This is a genomic window from Luteococcus sediminum (assembly GCF_054783495.1).
Map to the genome: position 1 here is coordinate 87,869 of NZ_BAAGQL010000022.1, position 15,344 is coordinate 103,212.

Annotated in this window: 14 protein-coding genes; 6 read left to right on the top strand and 8 right to left on the bottom strand. The window is 71.0% G+C overall.

Translation table 11 applies throughout. The features are described from left to right. Positions 1-15: 15 nt before the first annotated feature. The 5 genes from ACYVKA_RS12775 to ACYVKA_RS12795 all read right to left on the bottom strand — a co-directional run bounded on the left by ACYVKA_RS12775 (position 16) and on the right by ACYVKA_RS12795 (position 5,260). On the bottom strand, positions 16-1,383 hold the full coding sequence (locus ACYVKA_RS12775; protein WP_460705936.1) for an APC family permease: 1,368 nt from the start codon (positions 1,381-1,383) through the stop codon (positions 16-18). 123 nt (positions 1,384-1,506) lie between these two features. Beyond that, entirely contained in the window at positions 1,507-2,481 is a 975-nt protein-coding gene (locus ACYVKA_RS12780) for a cation diffusion facilitator family transporter (RefSeq protein ID WP_460705938.1), read from the bottom strand. Next, complete coding sequence (locus ACYVKA_RS12785; protein ID WP_394275531.1) at positions 2,478-2,966, bottom strand: transporter substrate-binding domain-containing protein; 489 nt, start codon at positions 2,964-2,966, stop codon at positions 2,478-2,480. The genes ACYVKA_RS12780 and ACYVKA_RS12785 overlap by 4 nt, the downstream gene beginning before the upstream one ends. Before the next feature lie 102 nt (positions 2,967-3,068). Beyond that, entirely contained in the window at positions 3,069-4,514 is a 1,446-nt protein-coding gene (locus ACYVKA_RS12790) for a sensor histidine kinase (protein ID WP_394275535.1), read from the bottom strand. A gap of 59 nt (positions 4,515-4,573) precedes the next feature. Then, positions 4,574-5,260, bottom strand: coding sequence for a response regulator transcription factor (locus ACYVKA_RS12795; RefSeq protein WP_394275530.1), 687 nt, complete (start codon positions 5,258-5,260; stop codon positions 4,574-4,576). Between the two features lie 228 nt (positions 5,261-5,488). Here ACYVKA_RS12795 and ACYVKA_RS12800 point away from each other — a divergent pair, with 228 nt between their 5' ends. The 6 genes from ACYVKA_RS12800 to ACYVKA_RS12825 are packed head-to-tail and all read left to right on the top strand — an operon-like array spanning position 5,489 to position 10,142. After that, entirely contained in the window at positions 5,489-6,316 is an 828-nt protein-coding gene (locus ACYVKA_RS12800; protein ID WP_460705940.1) for a 2-keto-4-pentenoate hydratase, read from the top strand. Beyond that, entirely contained in the window at positions 6,316-7,320 is a 1,005-nt protein-coding gene (locus ACYVKA_RS12805) for an acetaldehyde dehydrogenase (acetylating) (protein ID WP_460705942.1), read from the top strand. Before ACYVKA_RS12800 ends, ACYVKA_RS12805 begins: the two co-directional genes overlap by 1 nt. Next, positions 7,317-8,342, top strand: a complete 1,026-nt coding sequence (gene dmpG / locus ACYVKA_RS12810; protein ID WP_460705944.1) for a 4-hydroxy-2-oxovalerate aldolase — start codon at positions 7,317-7,319, stop codon at positions 8,340-8,342. Before ACYVKA_RS12805 ends, dmpG begins: the two co-directional genes overlap by 4 nt. A 1-nt stretch (position 8,343) precedes the next feature. Beyond that, entirely contained in the window at positions 8,344-8,856 is a 513-nt protein-coding gene (locus ACYVKA_RS12815; RefSeq protein ID WP_460705946.1) for a DODA-type extradiol aromatic ring-opening family dioxygenase, read from the top strand. Next, positions 8,742-9,260, top strand: a complete 519-nt coding sequence (locus ACYVKA_RS12820; RefSeq protein ID WP_460706182.1) for a DODA-type extradiol aromatic ring-opening family dioxygenase — start codon at positions 8,742-8,744, stop codon at positions 9,258-9,260. Before ACYVKA_RS12815 ends, ACYVKA_RS12820 begins: the two co-directional genes overlap by 115 nt. A 48-nt stretch (positions 9,261-9,308) precedes the next feature. Beyond that, complete coding sequence (locus ACYVKA_RS12825) at positions 9,309-10,142, top strand: alpha/beta fold hydrolase (protein WP_460705948.1); 834 nt, start codon at positions 9,309-9,311, stop codon at positions 10,140-10,142. 94 nt (positions 10,143-10,236) lie between these two features. Here ACYVKA_RS12825 and ACYVKA_RS12830 read toward each other — a convergent pair whose 3' ends face one another. The 3 genes from ACYVKA_RS12830 to ACYVKA_RS12840 all read right to left on the bottom strand — a co-directional run bounded on the left by ACYVKA_RS12830 (position 10,237) and on the right by ACYVKA_RS12840 (position 15,317). Further along, on the bottom strand, positions 10,237-11,445 hold the full coding sequence (locus ACYVKA_RS12830; RefSeq protein ID WP_460705950.1) for an MFS transporter: 1,209 nt from the start codon (positions 11,443-11,445) through the stop codon (positions 10,237-10,239). Continuing rightward, entirely contained in the window at positions 11,442-13,283 is a 1,842-nt protein-coding gene (locus tag ACYVKA_RS12835; protein WP_460705952.1) for a type 1 glutamine amidotransferase family protein, read from the bottom strand. The genes ACYVKA_RS12830 and ACYVKA_RS12835 overlap by 4 nt, the downstream gene beginning before the upstream one ends. Before the next feature lie 93 nt (positions 13,284-13,376). Further along, positions 13,377-15,317: a hypothetical protein gene (locus ACYVKA_RS12840; RefSeq protein ID WP_460705954.1), complete on the bottom strand. Its 1,941-nt coding sequence runs from the start codon at positions 15,315-15,317 to the stop codon at positions 13,377-13,379. Positions 15,318-15,344: the final 27 nt, after the last annotated feature.

Here is a 15,344-nt window from a genome sequence, read left to right on the forward strand (position 1 = left end):
CGAGGAGCGCGGATGTCAGCGGGTGGTGACCGTGCGGCTGCGGCGAGCTGCGAAGGCCGCGAAGAGGGCGCCCACCGCCAGCAACGGCAGGCCGAGGCGCCAGGTGTCGCCCTCGACGCGGGTGGCCAGCAGCAGGCAGCTGAGCAGCCCCAGCAGCGGCAGCACCCGCGGCACCCGGAAGTGCTCGTGCTCCACGGGCTCGCGGCGCAGCACCAGCACTGCCACGTTCACACTGGAGAAGACCACCAGCAACAGCAGCACCAGCGTCGAGGCCAGGGTGTCGATCTCGCCGGTCAGCGCCAACAGCAGCGAGAGGCCAGTGGTGGCCAGGATCGCGACCCACGGGGTGCGCCGCCCCGGCAGCACCCGGCCCAGCACCGAGGGGAGCAGGCCGTCGCGGGCCATGCCGTAGGCCAGCCGGGAGCCCATGATGCCGGTCAGCAGGGCACCGTTGGCGACGGCCACCAGCGCGATGAGGCTGAAGACGACCACGGGCACGCCGCCGGCGGCACGCACCACCTCCAGCAGCGGACCTGAACTTGCCGCCAGCTGGTCGGTGGGAACAATGGCGCTCGCCGCGACGCCGACCCCGACGTAGACAATGCCGGCGGTCACCAGGGCCGCGAACAGGGCCCGCGGGTAGGAGCGAGCCGGGTTGCGCGCCTCCTCGGCGACATTCACCGAGGTCTCGAAGCCCACATAGGAGTAGAAGGCCAGCACCGAGGCGGCGAGCACCGCACTGACCGGGCCGTGACCCGGCGTCCCCAGCTGCGTCAGGCGCGACAGGTCGGCGTCTCCCCGCCCGATCACCAGCAGGCCGAGCACCAGCACCAGCACCAGGCCCGAGACCTCGATGACGGTGGCCACTGCATTGGCGCCCATCGACTCCTTGATCCCGCGCATGTTCAGGCCGGCCAGCAGCGCCAGGAAGAGCGTCACCGTCAGCGGCACCGGCAGTTCGACGAAGGCGGCCAAGTAGTCGCCGGCGAAACCGAGCGCCAGCGCACCGACCGAGACGATGCCCGCCGCCAACATGCAGAAGCCCACCAGGAAGGCCCAGAAGGGGCCGAAGGCGCGCTGCGCATAGTGCGAGGAACCACCGGCCCGCGGGTACTTGGTGGCCAGTTCGGCATAGGAGCCGGCCGTCAGCAGCGCCAGCAGCAGGGCCACCAGCAGGGGCACCCAGACCGCTCCGCCCGCGATCCCCGCCACCTCGCCGACCAGCACGTAGACGCCCGCCCCGAGCACGTCGCCCAGAATGAACAGGTAGAGCCCCCAGGTACCGATGCTGCGACGCAGTGGACTGCCGTCCTCCAGCGTGGGGGAGCCGGGGGCGCCGACGACCGGGCCATGGGATGGGGTGCTGCCGTGGGGGTTGGGCATGGGGACGAGACTAGCCACGGCAGGGGTCCGTCGACCCCACCCCGCGGGGTCAAGATGCGCTGGGTGGTGGGACGCCCAGGCGGTGCCCAGTCCAAGCGGTGCCCAGCTCAGGCGGTGCCCGGCTCAGGCAGTGCCCCGTCCGGCGCTCTCCGGCAGCTCGGCGACCGGCACCACCTGCAGGTCGTCCAGTTTCCAGTCCAGGCCAGCGGCCTCTTCCCCGGCGCGGGCCAGCACGTCAAGGTCCACCCGGTGCGGATCGGTGGGCACCACGAAGACCTCGGTGTGGAAGACGTGGCCCATGTCGCGCATCCGCACCCACACCCGCTCCACCCACGGCAGCCCGAGGAAATAGCGTTCCACCTGGTCGATCGCCGGGTGCGGGCCGGAGTCGTCGAAAGTGCGGGCCTGCACGTCGGTGAGTCCGTCGAGGGCATTGCGCAGGTTCGTCCAGCCGTCGCGCACGATCGAGACCGCGATGAAGCCCGCCACCACCGAGTCGACCCACCACCAGCCGATCCCGATCCCCAGGACGCCCAGCATCGCCCCGGCGGCCGTCGACCAGTCCGCCTTGTTCATGTCGGCATCGGCATAGAGCACCTTGTCGTGCAGGTCCTCGGCCAGCCGCATCTTCATTCGGCCCAGCACCACCGGCGGCACCGCAGTCCAGGCCATCGCCGCGATCATCAACCAGCCCAGCCAGATGGTGTGTCCGAACAGCTGCACCGTCCCGATCGTCGGGTGCTCCTGCGTGACCAGCGTCATCGCCGACTCGACGAGCAGGAATGAGCCCATTGCCAGCAGGGCCACCGAGGCCGCCAGGTGCGCGGCGCCCACGGCGCGGTGATGGCCGAAACGGTGCTCGTCGTCGGACCGCCTGTGCACCCGACGCAGCGCCACCAGGAAGGCGATCGGGGGCAGGAAGCTCAGGCAGTCCTCGATCCAGGCCGCCTTCATTGCCTGCGAGCTGCCCATCACCGCGGCCACCACCGCCACCGAGATGGCCAGGAAGACGATGCTCACCCACTCCAGGCGGCGGGCCCTGGCCAGGGCGCGCTGCTGCTCGCGCGGCAGCCGGGTGTCGCCGAAGTTCGCGCTCATCGCGAGGCCTCCGGCATCCCCCGGTCGAACCACCGCTCCAACTCGGTCACCAGCGCGTTCTCACCCAAGGGGGCGGCCACCACGTACTTCACCCGGTCGCCGTGCTCGTCGACCTGTTCGGAATGGGCCCGGGTCAGGCCCACCTTCTTCGACAGCTCGCTCTTGCTGGTCAGGCCACCGACCATCAGGTCGATCTGGCCGTCCTCGAGCCGCTTCACCAGTTCCTCCTGGCTGGCCACCTGCCAGGTGACCGTCGCCCCGCGGGTGGCGGCAAAACCCTCCACCAGCTCGGCCTCCGGCCCCTCGACCCGCCCGCCGTCGACCACCAGCAGCGGCGGCGCCGGTGCCGCCCCGGCGACCAGCTCGTGCTCCTGGTCGATCCGGTCCAGCGTGTGGTCGGGATCGCGGGGGATCGAGCATCCCGTCATCATCAGGATTCCGGCGGCCACCACCGGGGCCACGAGTCGTCGAAGCTGCGATCTCATTGCCTGCTCCTGTTCCGGCCCGGAATCGGATCCGCGACCAGCACACTATCCAGACCTTCGGCCATCGGGGCAGGCCCGATGGGTGGGCAGCCGAGCAGCCGGTCAGTCGGTGACGGCCGGTTGCGTTCCGGTGTCGTCGTCCTCCTGCTCCACCGTGCGACCGGGCAGGGTCACGACGAACTCTGCGCCACCCTCCGCCGAGCGGCGCGCCTCGACGGTGCCGCCGTGGGAGCTGATGGTGTGCGCCACGATCGACAGCCCCAGGCCCGTTCCGGGGGTGTTGCGCGCCCGGTCGGAGCGGAAGAAGCGGTCGAAGACGTGCGGCAGGTCCTCGTCCGCGATGCCCGGACCCTGGTCGGCGATGCGCAGCTGGTCACCCTGCAGGTGCACGTGGATCGTGCCGCCCGGCGGGGAGAACTTCACCGCATTGTCCAGCAGGTTCGTCACAGCCCGCTCCAAGGTGTCCGGCTCGCCCACCAGGAAGAGCGGGTTGAGCTCCACGTCGAAGGTGAGCCCCGGCCCGCGGCGCTTCGCCCGCAGGATCGCCGCCTCGACCACGTCACGAAAGTCCAGGTGCTCCGGGTTCGTCGTCACCCGGTCCTCGCGGGAGAGCTGCACCAGGTCACCCACCAGCGAGGTCAGCTCGCCCAGCTGGGCGGCGATGTCGTGCAGGATCTCGCCGCGGGCCCCGTCGGGCAGCATGCCGGTCTTGTCGTCGGCCACCAGCAGCTCGATATTGGTGCGCATGCTGGTCAGCGGTGTGCGCAGCTCGTGGCCGGCATCGGCGATCAGGCGCTTCTGCCGCTCACGAGAGGACCCCAGCGAGTTCAGCATGGTGTTGAAGGAACGGGTGAGCTCGCCCAGGTCGTCGTCGGAGTGGATCTCGATGGGGGTGAGCTCGTCTGTCTCGGTGACGTGCGTCACCGCCGCCGACAGATTGCGCAGCGGCAGCAGCGCCTGGCGAGAGCTCCACGCCCCCAGCCCGACGGCCAGCAGCACGCCCACACCGCCGGTGATGATCATGGTCAGCCACAGGGCCTCAAGGGTCTGCCGGGTCGGGGCCATCGGGCGGGCCAGCACCAGCGCATAACGCTTGTCCTCGATGGTCTGGGGCACGGCCACCATTCGGTAGGTGGTGCCGTCGACGTCGGTCAGGGTACGGGCGCTCGTGCCGGTCTGGGTTCGGGCGATCGCGATCTCCTGCGGGCCAGGCTGCAAGGTCACGGTGGTGCCCGGAACCTGCTTGGATCGACCGTCGCTGCCCAGCAGCATCAGCGAGACATTGGCGGCACGCAGCGCACCGGCATTGAGCCCGCCCATGCCCTCCAGGTCGGAGGCGATCGGGCCGGCGGTGTAGGAGGCGACGTCGGTCAGTTCGTTGTCCAGTTGGTCGTACAGGCTGATCCGGGCCATCAGGTAGGCGGCGATGGCCACCAGCAGCACCGCGATGCTCACCGACAGCGCCGAGAGCCACACCAGGCGTCGGCTCAGGGAGGCGCGACGACGCCGCCAGTCTCCCCTCACCAGGGATCGGACGGTGCGTTGCAGCTGGTTCACGGGGTGTCTGGCCTGTCGGTTCTTCGTCGGGGGAGGGTGGTGACCACCTGTCAGGGAGCCGTCTCGCGCAGCACGTAGCCGATGCCGCGCACGGTGTGGATGAGGCGGGCCTCACCCTCGGCCTCGGTCTTGCGACGCAGGTAGCCGATGTAGACCTCGAGCGAGTTGGCCGTGGTGGGGAAGTCGAAGCCCCACACCTCGTTGAGCAGCCAGCCGCGCTCCAGCACCCGGCGCGGGTGCTCCATGAAGACGTGCAGCAGCGCGAACTCGGTGCGCGTGAGGCTGATCCGGCGGCCGCCCCGCGAGACCTCGCGGGTCTGGGCGTCCAGGATCAGGTCCTCGAAGACCAGCGTCTCGCTGGCCGCCTCGCGCTCGGGGCGCACCCTGCGGGTCAGTGCCCGCATCCGGGCGAGCAGCTCGTCCAGGGCGAAGGGCTTGACCATGTAGTCATCGGCGCCGGCATCCAGGCCGTCCACCCGGTCGCCCACGGCATCGCGGGCGGTGAGGATCAGGATCGGTACGTCATTGCCGGTCTGGCGCAGCATCCGGGTGGTCTCCAGCCCGTCCAGGCGCGGCATCATCACGTCCATGATGACGGCGTCGGCGTCGATGGCCGAGAGCTTGGCCAGGGCCTCCAGGCCGTCGGTGGCGGTGCTCACCTCGTAGCCGCTGTACTGCATCGAGCGGGCGAGGGAGTCGCGGACGGCCTGGTCGTCGTCAACCACGAGGATGTGCATGGGGCAAGGATGCCACTTGTGGCCCCCGGCTCTCGACCCGGGCATGCCCTGCGGGGCCGGTGCCCGGGGGTGCGTCCAGAAACCACCTCCATGGCGGGCGGTGGTGCAGATGATGCACCGAGGACCGCTCTCGATGTGGTTTCTGGACGGCCCCTGGCCCGGCGGGGCATGTTCCATGCCACGGAACGACCCGTTGAACCGGGCGTCTCTGGAGTGGACGCTCAAGTGGTGACCACAACCACCGATGCTTCCGTCACTCCCACTCCCGAGTCCCTCGACGAGGCGGCCCGGCGACTGGTCGAGGCAGCCCGCAGCGGCACACCCTGTGCCCCGGTCCGCGACCTGATCGACGCCACTGACGTCGAGTCCGCCTATGCCGTCCAGACCCGCGTCACCGAACAGCGCCTCGCCGCCGGCGCGACGATCGTCGGCCGCAAGATCGGGCTCACCTCCACCGCCGTCCAGGCCCAGCTCGGGGTCGACCAGCCCGACTTCGGTGTCCTCTTCGACGACATGGCCTTCCCCGCCGGTGCGACGATCCCCGCCGGCACCTTCCTGCAGCCCCGCGTCGAGGCCGAGGTCGCCTTCGTCCTCGGCGCCGACCTGGCCGACGGCGAGCTCGACATGGACCAGGTGCGCGCCGCCGTCGCCGAGGTGCGGGCCGCCCTCGAGATCTGCGACTCGCGCATCGCCGGCTGGGACATCACCTTCAGCGACACCGTCGCCGACAATGCCTCCGCCGGCGCCTACGTGCTGGGCGACACCAGCCTCACCCTCGACGAGGTGGAGCCGCGCGAGGTCGAGATGACCATGACCACCACCGGCCAGGAGGACTCGACGGGCACCGGCCAGGCCTGCCTCGGCGATCCGCTGCTGGCCCTGCAATGGTTGGCCCTGACCAGCCGTGCCCTGGGCAATCCCCTGTGCGCCGGCCAGGTGGTGCTCTCGGGCGCACTCGGACCGATGCGCCCGGTCACCGACGGCAGCCACGTGAAGACCACCATCAGCAAGCTCGGCGACGTGTCGGTGAGCTTCGGCGAGAGCACGGAGAAGTGATGAACGAGAAGCACAACAATCCTGACCCGCACGGCCGCGGCGACGGCCCCCGCGTCAAGGTGGCCATCATCGGCTCGGGCAACATCGGCACCGACCTGATGATCAAGGTGCTGCGCACCTCCCAGTACCTCGAGATGGGCGCCATGGTCGGCATCGACCCCGACTCCGACGGCTTGGCCCGCGCCCAGCGGATGGGCGTGCCCACCACCGCCGAGGGCGTCGAGGGGCTGGTGCGCATGGACGGCTTCGAGGACATCAAGATCGTCTTCGACGCCACCAGCGCCAAGGCCCACGTCCACAACTCTGGCGTGCTGGAGCCCCACGGCGTGCACCAGATCGACCTCACCCGCGCGGCGCTCGGCCCCTACGTCGTGCCCGCGGTGAACCTGGACGAGAACCTCGACGCCATGGACGTCAACATGGTCACCTGCGGCGGCCAGGCCACCATCCCGGTGGTGCACGCCATCAGCTCGGTGACACCGGTCCACTACGGCGAGATCGTCGCCTCCATGTCGAGCCGCTCGGCCGGTCCCGGCACCCGCGCCAACATCGACGAGTTCACCGAGACCACCTCGGCGGCCATCGAGCAGGTCGGCGGCGCCAGGAAGGGCAAGGCCATCATCATCCTCAACCCGGCCGAACCCCCGATGATGATGCGTGACACCGTGCTGTGCCTGGTCAAGGCCCCCGACCAGTCCACCCAGGAGGCCATCGTCGCGGCCGTGGAGAAGCGCGTTGCCGGGGTGGCCCAGTACGTTCCCGGCTACCGCCTCAAGCAGCAGGTGCAGATCAGCGAGATCGAGCCCGACGCCCCCGTCCACACCCTCACCGGCCAGGAGGCCGGCGGCGATGACGACCGCCCCACCCACCAGGTGAGCGTCTTCATCGAGGTGGAGGGCGCGGCCCACTACCTGCCGGCCTATGCCGGCAACCTCGACATCATGACCTCGGCTGCGCTGCGCGTCGCCGACCGCATGGCAGCCCGAAAGGTGGTTCCCGCATGAGCAGGATCTTCGTCCAGGACGTCACGCTGCGCGACGGCATGCACGCCGTGCGGCACCGCATCTCCACCAAGGATGTCCATCGCATCGTGAAGGCCCTCGACCAGGCCGACGTCGACGCCATCGAGGTGGCCCACGGCGACGGGCTGGCCGGCGGCTCCCTCAACTACGGCCCCGGCTCGCACACCGACTGGGAGTGGATCGAGGCCGCCGCCGACGTGCTGCAGAGGGCCCGTCTGACCACCCTGCTGCTGCCCGGCGTCGGCACCATCCCGGAGCTGCAGAAGGCCTATGAACTGGGGGTCCGCTCGGTGCGGGTGGCCACCCACTGCACCGAGGCCGACATCTCGGCGCAGCACATCGCCGCCGCCCGCGAGATCGGCATGGACGTCTCGGGTTTCCTGATGCTCAGCCGCATGGTCGAGCCCACCGAGCTGGCCCAGCAGGCCAAGCTGATGGAGTCCTACGGTGCCCACTGTGTCTACGTCACCGACTCTGGCGGCCGCATGACGATGGACGACGTCACCGCCCGCATCAAGGCCTACCGCGAGGTGCTCGACGACAAGACCGAGATCGGCATCCACGCCCACGAGAACCTCTCGCTCTCGGTGGCCAATTCCGTGGCGGCGGTGCAGAGCGGCGCCTACCGCGTCGACGCCTCACTGGCCGGCCAGGGCGCCGGGGCCGGCAACTGCCCCATCGAGCCCTTCATCGCGGTGGCCAACCTCTACGGCTTCGAGCACGGCTGCGACCTGTTCACGCTGCAGGATGCCGCCGACGACATCGTGCGCCCGCTGCAGGACCGCCCGGTGCGCGTCGACCGCGAGACCCTCTCGCTCGGCTATGCCGGCGTCTACTCCAGCTTCCTACGCCATGCTGAGGTCGCCTCGAAGCGGTATGGCGTCGACGTGCGCGAGATCCTCATCGAGTGCGGCCAGCGTCGCCTGGTCGGCGGGCAGGAGGACATGATCGTCGACGTCGCGCTCGACCTGGCGGCCGCAAAGTCCGGCCGGAAGGAGTCCTGAGATGCCGGCAGCACTGGTGGCGATGAGCCATTCGCCCCTGCTCGACTTCGTCGAGGTGCCCGCCGACGTCGCCTCCGACGTCAACGGTGCCTTCGAGGCTGCCCGGGCCTTCGTCAAGGACTTCGACCCGCAGCTGGTGGTCACCTTCGCACCCGACCACTACAACGGCTTCTTCTACGACACCATGCCGCCCTTCTGCGTCGGCCTGCGCGGCTTCGGCCTGGGTGACTACGACACCGCCACCGGCGACCTGGACGTGCCCACCGAGCGCGTCGAGGAGCTGGTGCGCTTCGTGCAGGAGGCCGACATCGACATGACCATGAGCCGCTACATGGGGCTCGACCACGGGCCGTGCAGCCGCTGGAGATCCTCTTCGGCGGGATCGACACCGTCCCGACCATTCCGGTCTTCGTCAACGGCGTGGCCGGCCCCTTCGTGCCGATGCGCCGCATCCGTCAGATGGGCGAGGCCATCGGCCGCTGGGTGGCCACCTGCGACGAGCGGGTGCTGCTGATCGCCTCGGGCGGGCTCTCGCACGACCCGCCCGTGCCGCAGTGGGCCACTGCCAGCGAGGACGTGCGCAAGTTCCTGCTCGACGGCCGCAATCCCACGCCGGAGGCCCGCCAGGCCCGCCAGCAGCGCGTGATCGACTCGGCGAAGGACTTCGTCGAGGGACGGGCCACCATCCGCGACCTCAACTCCGAATGGGACAAGGAGTTCATGCGGATGTGCGCCGAGCACGACGTGGCCGGCCTGGACGCGCTGACCGCCGAGCAGATGGTGCGCGATGCCGGCAACTCCTCGCACGAGGTGCGCACCTGGGTGAGCGCCTTCAGCGCCTTCGGGCGATCGGCGACTACCGCGTCGAGACCTCCTTCTACCGTGACATCAAGCACTACATCGCCGGCTTCGGCGTGATGACTGCCAGCCAGTCGGCCTGAGCCGAACCCCGCGAAAGGACACACCATGGACATCACCTACGACTCCACCTCGAAGTTCGTCCAGACCAGCAAGCACCGGATCCACATCAACGAGGCCGGCTCGGGCAGCGAGGTCGTCTTCATGCTGCACGGCTCGGGCCCCGGCGCCACCGGCTGGAGCAACTTCAGCCAGAACATCCCCGTGCTGGCCGAGCACTTCCGCGTGATCGCGGTCGACATGCCCGGCTGGGGCGAGTCCGACCCGGTCACCTATTCCGGGCGCGACCACTGCACCGACCTGGCCGACCTGATGGACGAGCTGGGCGTCGACAAGGCCGCCGCCGTGATCGGCAACTCGATGGGTGGCGGCACCACGGTGCGCTTCGGCTACGAGCACCCCGAGCGCGTCGAGAAGCTCATCACGATGGGTTCCAGCTCGGGCAGCGCCTCGCTCTTCGGCGCCGCCGGCTTCACCGAGGGCCTGAAGGTGCTGCAGAAGGGCTACCGCAACCCGACCCCTGAGGTGATGCGCGAACTGGTGGAGGTGATGACCTTCGACAGCTCCTTCGCCACCGACGAGCTGGTGCAGGCCCGCGCCGAGATGGTGGCGGCGCATCCCGAGCACAACAAGAACTTCATCGACGGCACCGGCAAGCGCGCCGTCGTGGAGCTCGACTTCGCCAAGGTGCGCACCATCACCGCCCCGACGCTTCTCTTCCACGGCCGCGACGACCGGGTGGTGCCCTTCGAGCACTCGCTGCGCCTGACCTCGCTGATCCCCGACTCGCAGCTGCTGTTGATCAACCGCTGCGGCCACTGGCTGCAGATCGAGCACGCCGAGGAGTTCAACCGGCAGGTGCTGCACTTCCTGGGCAAGTGATCCCAGGGGTCCGTCCACAAACAACACCGAGGGCGGCCGTCACTGCATCATCTGCAGTGACGGCCGCCCTGACGGTGGTTTGTGGACGAGGCCCCTACCGGGCGAGCCCCTGCCGAGGGGCCAGGGCCGTCACCAGGACGGCCAGGACCACCATCGCGCCGGTGAGCACGGTGACCCCAGGCCAGGCCCAGCCGCTCCACGCCCACCCGGCGGCCGTCCCCGCCACGGAGCTGCCCACGTAGTACGCGAACAGGTACAGCGAGGCGGCCTGGCCGGTGCCCAGCCCCTGCGACGAGGCATGGGCCGCCACCCAGCCGGAGGCGACGCCGTGGGCGGCGAAGAAGCCGATCGACATCAGCGCCAGGCCGGTCACCACCAGCCACAGCGGACGCATCGCCACCGCCGCGATCCCCAGCAGCTGCAGGGCCAGGCCCCCGAGCACCACCAGGCGGGGGCCGTGCTGCTCGGTGGCGCGGCCGGCGCGGGCCGAGCTCCACGAGCCGAAGGCGTAGACGACGAAGACCAGCCCGGCCACGCCCACCGAGAGGGAATAGGGCGGCGCCTCGAGCCGGAAGCCCATCACATTGAAGCAGGCGACGAAGGCCCCCATGGCCAGGAAGGCCAGCGCCATCAGGGCCAGCTGCAGCGGGTCGCGCAGCAGCCGCAGCGTCTTGGCCGTCAGCCGTGCCGGGGCCAGCGGCTGGGCGACGAAGTGGCGCGAGGCGGGCAGCAGCAGCCACACCGCCACGGCACAGGCCAAGGCCAGCAAGCCGATCCCGGAGATGGACCAGCGCCAGCCGAACTGGTCGGCCAGCACGCCCGAGACGAGCCGCCCCGACATGCCGCCCAGGGCAGTGCCACCGATGTAGAGGCCGGTGGCGCGCCCGGCCGCCGAGGGGTGCATCTCCTCGCGCAGGTAGGCGACGGCCACCGCGGGGAGCCCCGCGCCGCACACGCCGAGCACGGCCCGCAGCAGCAGGAGAACGGCCCACTGGTCGACCGCGGCGCTGGCCAGGGTGACCAAGGCTGAGGCGAACAGGCTTGCCAGCATCACAGTGGTGCGCCCGATGGCGTCGGAGACGGGCCCCAGGAAGAGCAGGGCGATGCCCAGCGTGATGGTGGTGGCCGAGACGGTCAGGGTCGTCTTGGCGGGGGTGACGCCGAAGTGGGCGCCGATCAGCGGCAGCAGCGGCTGCGTGCAGTAGATCGTCGCGAAGGTGACCAGCCCGGCCAGGAAGAGCGCCACGGTGGTGCGACGGTAGCCGCTCTCACCGGGACGATGGCCGGGGCTGGTCGGGCTCACGCCTCGGGAATGTCCTCGTCGGGTGTCGGGTCACCGTCGGTGCCGATCCCGTTGGCGAAGGCCGCCTCAGGGGTGGTGGCCTCGACGGGGCCGGAGGGCAGGCCGCCGAAGGTGCCGATCAGGCCCTCCTGCTCGGGCTGGGCATCCGAGGAGTCCTCGCGCCGGTACTCCTCCACGGGGACGGCCTGCGCCGTGCCCGGCTCCTGCGCCGGCTCGTCGACCGGGCGGCCGGAGTCGAGCTGGTCGAGCTGCTGCTCGGTCTGCTCCACCTCCTGTGGCGCCGGCTCGGCGCTGGGGGTGGCGGCGTGCGTGGGGTCCAGCTGCGGTTCGTTCATGCTCTCCTCCTGAGGGTGGGGTGCTGCAGGCTCTCCTGTGGTGAAGCTCTCCATGGGCACGACGCGTGGCCTCGTGTCCGGCTCGTCAGTGGCGGGCTCCGCGGCGGGTGCTGCCGGGATGACGGGCGACGGCTCGCCGGGCAGCACGGGCTGGGTGTGCATGATCACCGGCGGCTCCCCGGCATCCTGCTGGGACTCTTCGGGGACTTCGGTTGCCTCGACGGGTTCGGGCGCCTCGGGCGTGGGTTCCTCGACCGGCTCGGGCTCGGGTAGCTGCGTCTCGACGGCCTGGGGTGCCTCGTCCAGTGCGGGTTCGGCCTGGGGTGCCTGTTCGGGCGTCTCCACCGGCGCGGCCCCTGCCTGCTCTGCCGCCGCAGCCGCCTGCTCGGCCGCCTTCCGTTCCTGGGCGGCGCGTCGCTGCTCGCGCGCCCGCTCGCGCTCGAGTCGTCGCTGCTCGGCGGCTTCGACCGCCTGGCGGTCCTGCTCGGCCTTCTCGGCAGCGACCCGCTCCCGTTCGGCGGCCTCGGCGGCATCACGCTCTGCCTGGCGCTCGGCCAGCCGCGCCTGCTCGGCCTCCACCTGCTGCGCCTGCTCGGCCCTGATCCGTTCCATCTCGGCGGCCTTGGCGGCGCGGCGGGCCTCGCGGGCCTCGGCCTCGGCACGCTCCCGCTCGGCCTTCTCGGCGGCGGCCTTCTGCGCGGCCTCGCGCCGGGCCTGTTCCTCCGCCTCGGCGGCGGCCTTCTCGGCCTCCAGGTAGCCGGCATGGCGCTCCACCTCGGCGGCACTCGACTCGTGGCGCACCGCGGTGACGCCCTGCTCGCGGCTGAGCCAGTGGATGCGCTGGCTGCCCTCCACCGTGGTGCGGCCGCTGACCGGATCGACCACCAGGCAGGTGCCCTCGTCGATGGCCACCAGACTGGTCAGCTCACCCTTCTCCAGCGCGGCCAGGCCACGCTCCAGGCCACAGACGTCACCGTGCACGTCGATGCCCAGCCCCACCAGGCCCAGGCCGTCGCGCAGCTGCAGCTCCTCGGCGCCCTCGCTCCACACCTCGGGAGCCACTTGGCGGCCGCGGAAGCGCCAGCCGCCCACCACGGCGCGCTTGGCGACGATCGCGGCCCCGGCCGAGAAGCCCAGGTAGGGGACCCCCTGGCGCACCAGCTTCGCGATCAGCTCGCGCTGCGGCAGCAGGGCGTCGAGATAACCGGGGGTCAGTCCGCCGCCAACCACGATCCCGGCGAGCTCCAGCGGCGCCTCGGGCCAGCGGGTCTGGTTGCTCGACGGCTCCGGCTCGTCGTCCAGCCAGACGGGCTCGATCTGGGCCTCGGGCCAGCGCTGCCGGATCGGCTCGGCGAGGTCGGCCAGGTGGTGCCCGGCCTCCTGCTCGGTGCCCAGCAGCGCGACGGCGATGCGCGTGCCGCGCTTCTTCGCCTGGGCGACGAACTGGTCGTGGACGCTGGCAAGGGAATCGGCGGGGCCGCCACCCACGAGGTACAAGGTCATGGACCCAGACTAGTCAGCCTCGCCGGTCGGCGCTCCCTGTCGCGACGAAGCTCCCGTGAGGGGCTCGTCGGGGCAGGGCTTTGGCAGGTCGGGTCAGCGACGGGCCTCCGGGCGTCCGGTGCGCAGGGCCCCGGCCAGCTCGCGGGCCTGCCCGACCACGGCCGGGTCGTCGGCGTCGACACTGCCACTGGCCACCCGGTCGACCAGGGGAAGCGCCTCGGCGCTGACCAGCGGCTCCCAGTGGCGCGACAGGCTGGCGTTCATCTGCAGGCGGGTGGCGGCGGCGCGCAGCCGGCTGGCAATCTCGGTGGCCTCCGCCTCCTGGGCCGCCGAGGAACGCGCCACCCACAGCACCATCAGCGTGATGAACACGTCGCCGGCACCGGTCATGATGACGAAGGAGTGCCACCAGGGCTCCAGCCAGTCACCGAAGTGCACGGCCAGCGAGACCACTTGGATGACGGCCCACAGCAGGGTCAGCACGGCGCCGGTGCGCAGTCGGCCGGACAGCACCACCAGGTGGACCAGCGCCGAGGCGGTCCAGGCCATCCACAGCGGATAGTCGATCTCCGGGGAGGTGGGCACCAGCGACAAATTGACGAACCAGGCGACGACGGCCACCACGAAGATCAAGCCCAGCGCCCACGGCCGCAGGGCGCGGCGGCGCAGCACGACGGCTGCCACCACGCCGATCGCCAGGGTGGCCAGGCCCACGGCCAGGCCGAGGCCAGGACGCTCCACCTGGCCGGCGGCCAGCAGGGTCATGAAGAAGCTGGTGGCCAGCATCGGCCAGGCCGTGCGGGTCAGGCGGCTGCGCACCAGCTGGTCGGGGGCCTCGCGCCAGGCGGTGCCGCGGCTGGTGCTTTCCTGGCGGGGCCAGCGCAGCAGCACCTCGCCCTCGACCCCGGGGGTGACGAGGACTTCGCCGCCGATGCCGTCCATCAGCTCGAAGACGCGACGGTCACGGCCCAGACGGTCCAGGGGACGGTTGCCACGCCTGGGGTCGACGATGTGCACCTCGCGCTGGTCGTCGTCCTCCTCGACGCGGATGCGGGCCTTCGACCCACCGCGGGCGAGCTCGTCGGCGAGCAGTTCTCGGGTGGCCTCCCCCATGGCCAGGGCCATGGCCATCGGTGCGGGGGCGGTGGCGCCGTCGACGACCACCCCCGCCCGGACGAGTGCGGGGATGGTGGCCAGCAGGTCCTCCACGCGGGTGGTGCGGCGCCGACCGGTGGCGTCCTGGACGGCGCTGCGGGCATCGCGGCAGATGTCGACGGTGCGTCGGGTCGAACCGCCGGCGGCCACCTGCTCCAGTGCGGGCAGCACCTGCTCGTCCAGCAGGCGGCGGGCCTCGACGCGTCCCTGCTCCTGGTCCTCGGCCTCCGACTTGGCGGCGCGGGCGGTCAGGCTGCGGGCAACGGCATCCTCGCGGGCTTCGTCGATGGCGATGATGGCATTGCCGAAGAGCAGCACCAGGGCGATGGGTTGCAGGATCCACAGGTGGTCGGCGAGGTCCTCCCAAGTGGAGGTGCCGACATGGGCGTGCTGCACCAGCATCATGGCGACGGCAGCCACGCCGGCGAAGACGAGGTGGTCGCGGTGCCGGGCCGACCGCATCGCCAGGGCGACGATCGGGAAGGCCCAGTAGCCGGGCAGCAGGTAGTCGGCGAGGTCGAAGGTGCCGGCCTGGCGCGCCATGAGCGCGATGCCGCCCAGCAGGAGGGCCAGCATCGCCCAGGCGCTGGCCAGGTGGTGGCGTGGAAGGAAGAGCGCGACGGCGGTGTAGAGCTGGGAGGCCAGCAGCAGGGCCGTGCCCAGCGCGGCGCCGGGGCTGGCGGCCAGGAATTCCAGCACCAGCGGGATGGTCTCGGTACTCAGGCTGAGCGCCAGGGAGCCCAGGCCCAGCACCTGGAGGGCGCGGGCGGTGGAGCTGCCCTGTACCTGGCCGGTGCTGCGGCGCGGCGCGGCGTCGCCGGTGTCGGCGGTGTCAGCGGCCCGGCGGGCCGGACTGTGGACAGAATCTGCGGTTGACACGTCTTTCCCCCGATGGATTGTGCGGTG